The organism is Flavobacterium sp. UBA4854 (assembly GCF_002399805.1).
Lineage (GTDB): Bacteria > Bacteroidota > Bacteroidia > Flavobacteriales > Flavobacteriaceae > Flavobacterium > Flavobacterium ginsengisoli.
The window spans coordinates 15,654-20,443 of sequence record NZ_DHEI01000091.1 but is presented as its reverse complement, the minus strand read 5'-3'; the positions used below and the strand labels follow the sequence as shown (position 1 = coordinate 20,443).

At 32.3% G+C, this 4,790-nt stretch carries 4 protein-coding genes and 1 tRNA gene; 2 read left to right on the top strand and 3 right to left on the bottom strand.

The genetic code is table 11. The annotated features are described in order from the left end of the window. The first annotated feature begins 85 nt into the window (after window positions 1-85). Both B3J44_RS13505 and B3J44_RS13500 read left to right on the top strand, forming a co-directional pair. Complete coding sequence (locus tag B3J44_RS13505) at window positions 86-946, top strand: hypothetical protein (protein WP_286968902.1); 861 nt, start codon at window positions 86-88, stop codon at window positions 944-946. 261 nt (window positions 947-1,207) lie between these two features. Beyond that, window positions 1,208-1,603, top strand: a complete 396-nt coding sequence (locus B3J44_RS13500) for a hypothetical protein (protein ID WP_286968901.1) — start codon at window positions 1,208-1,210, stop codon at window positions 1,601-1,603. An 87-nt stretch (window positions 1,604-1,690) separates the two neighbouring features. On the opposite strand, the gene B3J44_RS13495 is transcribed toward B3J44_RS13500, so the two are convergent. The 3 genes from B3J44_RS13495 to ftsZ form a co-directional block, all read right to left on the bottom strand. Then, window positions 1,691-1,764 (bottom strand) — tRNA-Arg (locus B3J44_RS13495). Between the two features lie 122 nt (window positions 1,765-1,886). Beyond that, complete coding sequence (locus B3J44_RS13490; protein ID WP_198854339.1) at window positions 1,887-2,336, bottom strand: GatB/YqeY domain-containing protein; 450 nt, start codon at window positions 2,334-2,336, stop codon at window positions 1,887-1,889. Window positions 2,337-2,535: 199 nt separating this feature from the next. After that, window positions 2,536-4,542, bottom strand: a complete 2,007-nt coding sequence (gene ftsZ, locus B3J44_RS13485) for a cell division protein FtsZ (RefSeq protein WP_286968899.1) — start codon at window positions 4,540-4,542, stop codon at window positions 2,536-2,538. Window positions 4,543-4,790 lie beyond the last annotated feature (248 nt).

Here is a 4,790-nt window from a genome sequence, read left to right as displayed (position 1 = left end):
GGACAAAAGATATCTTTTGTCCTTTTTTTATGATTAAAATATACTTTAAATATTTTTATATTAGCAGAATAAACCCAATTATAAAATGAGAAAAATCTTCGTAATGATTGTTTCTGGAATTTTACTTTCAGCTTGCAAACAAACAGACAACAAAAGCATTTCTGACAAACAAGAAATAAAGAAAGACAGTACCAAAGTTGAAGGCTCATCAGAAACAGTAAAATCAGATTTGGGATTATTGGAACAATTTTCTAAAAACAAAAATGAAGTTATTCTCAAATTAAAATCGATTGCTAATAAAGAAGCCGCTAATGCATTGTATGAGAAATATTGTGAAGAAAATAATGTTTTGCTGGGACAAATCGAAGAAAAAGAATCAGGCGTATTAGATAAATTTTACAATGAAGAGAAAAATGCTAAAAAAGAAGTGAAACTTTTGGGAGAAGAACTTTCAAAACATCAGTTAGAGTATTTTGAAATTGGAGAAGGATATGTTGAAATTGAAACGCTTCCTGATTTTTATTATAAGATCTTCAAAGATTATGTAACAAATGATTACAAAGATTATTTGCATCTGAAAAGTGAAGAAAACAAAACACTTTATTCTGCAGATGCTGGGCTTGTAATATCTTTTAAAGAGTTGGGAGACAGAATAATTTCATGGGAAAATTTTATGACAAAATATCCTGATTCAAAATTGATTCCATCTGTAAAAGAAGAATACAAAAATTATCAGATGGATTATTTAGTTGGTCAAGATAATACACCGACTGCCGAAAGAGCGACAGATGAAAAATATATTTATCCAGAAAATATTCAAGAGTTTGACCGTTTTGTAAAAAAATATCCAAAAAGTCCAACTGCACCTTTAATAAGTTTATTTAAAGAAAACTTCAAAAATGAAAAAATCTTTGATCTGATAAAGACTGAACAAGATAAATTGTAAATCTGAATTACAAATATTTAGCAATAACCAATATGAATACAGAAAATAAGAACCAACCTATTACATTTGTTTTTTGGGTCGTAGCCATCATTTTAGGTGTAACCTTATACAAGCAATTTGATTTTAAGAATCTGAAATTTCAGAATCCGGCAATGGCAGTTATTTATGGTATTGTCTTTTTATTTTCGGTTTACTATATTTTTAAAAACTCTAAAAAGCAACCAAAGTAAATTGTAAGCTTGAAAAGAAATGCCGTATATTATGAATAAAATACTTTTTTTACTATTGCTTTTTACTGCTTTTTCTTTCGCGCAGGAAACAGATAAAAAGAATAAAATAATCTGGGGATTTGTTTTTGAAGATCATTTACTACCTGCACAAGTTGAAGTTAGTGTGAAAGGAACAGATTTGAAAACGTTTACAGATGCAGATGGCAAATTTAGTATAGAGGCAAAATTAGACGACGTTATAGTTATTTCGCCTTTCGGAGAAAGGCCGATTGAAATTACAGTAACCGAAAAAAATTGCTACACAGCTCATTTATTCAGAGACACGGGATTGTACTATTATACTAAAAAAGCTGCTAGAATAGTTAAGAAAATAAAACGCAAAGCAATGCGAAAATACAAACAAGGTTTCTATGATTGCGACGACTAATGAATAACAAAGCTTTATACAACATTTATATTTGAACCATAAAAAAAGCCTGAGAATGTATATTCTCAGGCTTTTTAAATTTTATAGTGACCCCGGAGGGGTTCGAACCCCCAACCCTCAGAGCCGAAATCTGATATTCTATCCAGTTGAACTACGAGGTCAGTTTAAAAAAAAAAAAATCAATTTTTTAAATTCCAAATTCCATTCTTAAATTTGAAATTTGGAATTTATATGTTGAGTTTTCCAATTCGGAATTTGGATTTTCTTTATTGGAATTTAAAAATTACGAAAGTAATTTTTTCACAATTGTAGAAATGGTTTTTCCTTCAGCAGTTCCTCCTAATTGAGCAGATGCTAATCCCATTACTTTACCCATTGAAGCAATTCCAGAAGCTCCTGTTTCAGCAATGATTTTTGCAATTACAGCTTCTACTTCTTCTTCGCTTAATTGAGCAGGTAAAAACTTCTCGATTACAGCAACTTGAGCCAATTCTGGTTCCGCTAAGTCTGGACGGTTTTGTTCTGTAAAGATTCTTGCGCTTTCTTTACGAGTTTTAACCAATCTTTGAAGTAATTTAATCTCTTCATCTTCAGATAAATCTTCTTTTGATCCTGAAGCTGTTGAAGCTAATAATAATTCTGATTTTACAGCTCTTAAAGCTTCTAAAGCTACTGTATCTTTTGCTTTCATGGCTGTTTTGATTTCGTCCATGATTTGTGTTTGTAAACTCATGTTTATATTTTATTTAAAATAAGCCAAAGCCTATTAATTGATATATTAATTTAGCCCTTCGACTTCGCTCAGGGTGACAATAAGATTCACTTTAAAAACCTATTTCGGAAGTCAAATTTTGAAATTCTGTGCGAAGATAAAAAAAATAACCCGAAAATTAAATCCAATTTTCGGGTTACCAAATATTATGATTCTAAAATTAATCTACGTTATCGTGCAAAAATGAATTGTTTGAACGTAATTGCAAATCGTTATTACTGTCTGTTCCAACAGAAATTCTAGAATTTGTATTGTTAGATTGAGAATTAGATAAATCTATTCCTAATCTTTTGTAAGCTGGTTCTTTTTCCAACTCATCAATTCTAGAAACATTGTTATGGAATTTATAGTTAAACTCTTTTAGTTTCTTTCTTCTTTCTTCGGCTCTTAAACGTAATGTTTCTTCAATAGTCAATTCTAAAGGAGAAACTTCAGAAGTTGTAGAAATATCAGGTTGATTAGTAAAATCTGGTCTTGGTTTCAATGTGATATTTAATTCCTCTGGAATTGTATCTTCAACTACTTTTTCAACTGGTTTAGAAGCCAACAAATCATTTTCAACTTCCATATATTCTTCTAGAGAATATTTAATAATTCCGTTATCTGAAACTTCAGTTACAGGAACAAATTGAACTGGATCGTTTACTTTAATATCACGAGTTTCATTTGTCAATTCAAACAACACTCTGTTATCTTCAACAATTGGCTCTCTTTTTATAGGCTCTTGTTTGAACAAAGGAAGATCAAAAGAAAAAGTGGTTTGTTCTTCTCTTTCAAATACTCTTTGCTGCTGTACAGGCTGTTGTTGCACTGGCTGCTGCATCGTTGGTTGTTGCAATTCTCTTGCTGCTGGTGTTTCAGGAGCAGAAATTGTAAAATCAATATCTGTAATTGGCGAAACAATTTCGAAAGTTACATCCAGATTTTTGATAAACTCAGACATAACCACTAACTCTTCCTGATTGATAGCTGGAGCAACAGCCTGAACTGGAGTCGGAGCAAATGTTTCGTCATCATCAATTAAATCAAAAACTACTTTATCTTCAACTTTTGTTGTTGGAGTATCAACAGTTAAATCGAAAGATGCAAGTGGTTTATTCGTTAGATTATGAACACTTCTTTGCTCATCTTCTAATGTATGAATGATTTTCTTTGGTTCTGTATTTACAATTTCATTTTGTTGTTCTACATCAAAACCTGTAGCAATAATAGTTACAGCAATAGCTTCGCCAAGACTTTCGTCTTCACCAACTCCCATAATAATATTTGCATTGTAACCAGCTTCGTCTTGAATGTGATCGTTGATTTCTCCGATTTCGTCTAGAGTAATCTCATTAGTTCCAGAAACGATAAGCAACAATACGTTTTTGGCACCCGTAATTTTATTATCATTCAACAATGGAGAATCCAAAGCTGAAACGATAGCATCTTTAGCTCTGTTTTCGCCTTCAGCTACAGAAGACCCCATAATAGCAGTCCCACTGTTAGCCAAAACAGTTTTCGCGTCACGTAAATCGATATTTTGAGTATAGTGGTGCGTAATTACTTCAGCAATACCTCTAGAGGCAGTTGCCAAAACTTCATCCGCTTTAGAGAATCCTGCTTTAAAACCAAGATTTCCGTATACCTCTCTTAATTTATTGTTGTTGATTACAATTAAAGAATCGACTTGCTTACGCAACTTCTCAATTCCAATAATAGCTTGCTCCTGACGTACTTTCCCTTCAAATTGAAACGGAATCGTCACGATACCAACTGTCAATATTTCTCTTTCTTTTGCTAATTGCGCAATTACCGGAGCTGCACCAGTTCCAGTTCCTCCACCCATACCAGCAGTAATAAATACCATCTTAGTACCACGGTCTAACATTTTTTCAATGTCTGAAATACTTTCGATTGCTGACTGCTGTCCAACGTCTGGATTTGCTCCTGCTCCTAGTCCTTCTGTTAGATTAACTCCTAACTGAATCTTATTCGGTACCGAACTATTTTGAAGCGCTTGCGAATCGGTATTACAAACGATAAAATCTACGCCTTTAATACCTTGTTTAAACATGTGGTTAATTGCGTTACTACCGCCTCCACCTACACCTATTACTTTTATTACATTTGATTGATTTTTTGGTAAATCAAATGAAATACTTCCAAATTCTGAGTTGCTCATCATCTTTTTGGTTTTTTAATTCTTATTAAGTACATTTTTTACTTCTTGACTTGGGGCAAGAAATAATCCTTCTCTTTTTATTATTCTGCGTTGTCTAAAAATTCTTTGATTTTGTCGACATATCGATCAAAAAATGATCTTCTTATTTTTGTTTCTGTAGATTCATTTTTAGGAGCCTTCTGTCTTACAACTTCTTCAGGCTCGTCAATAGTTTCTACTCTTTCAACGTAGTTTTCTTCAACTTCGTATCG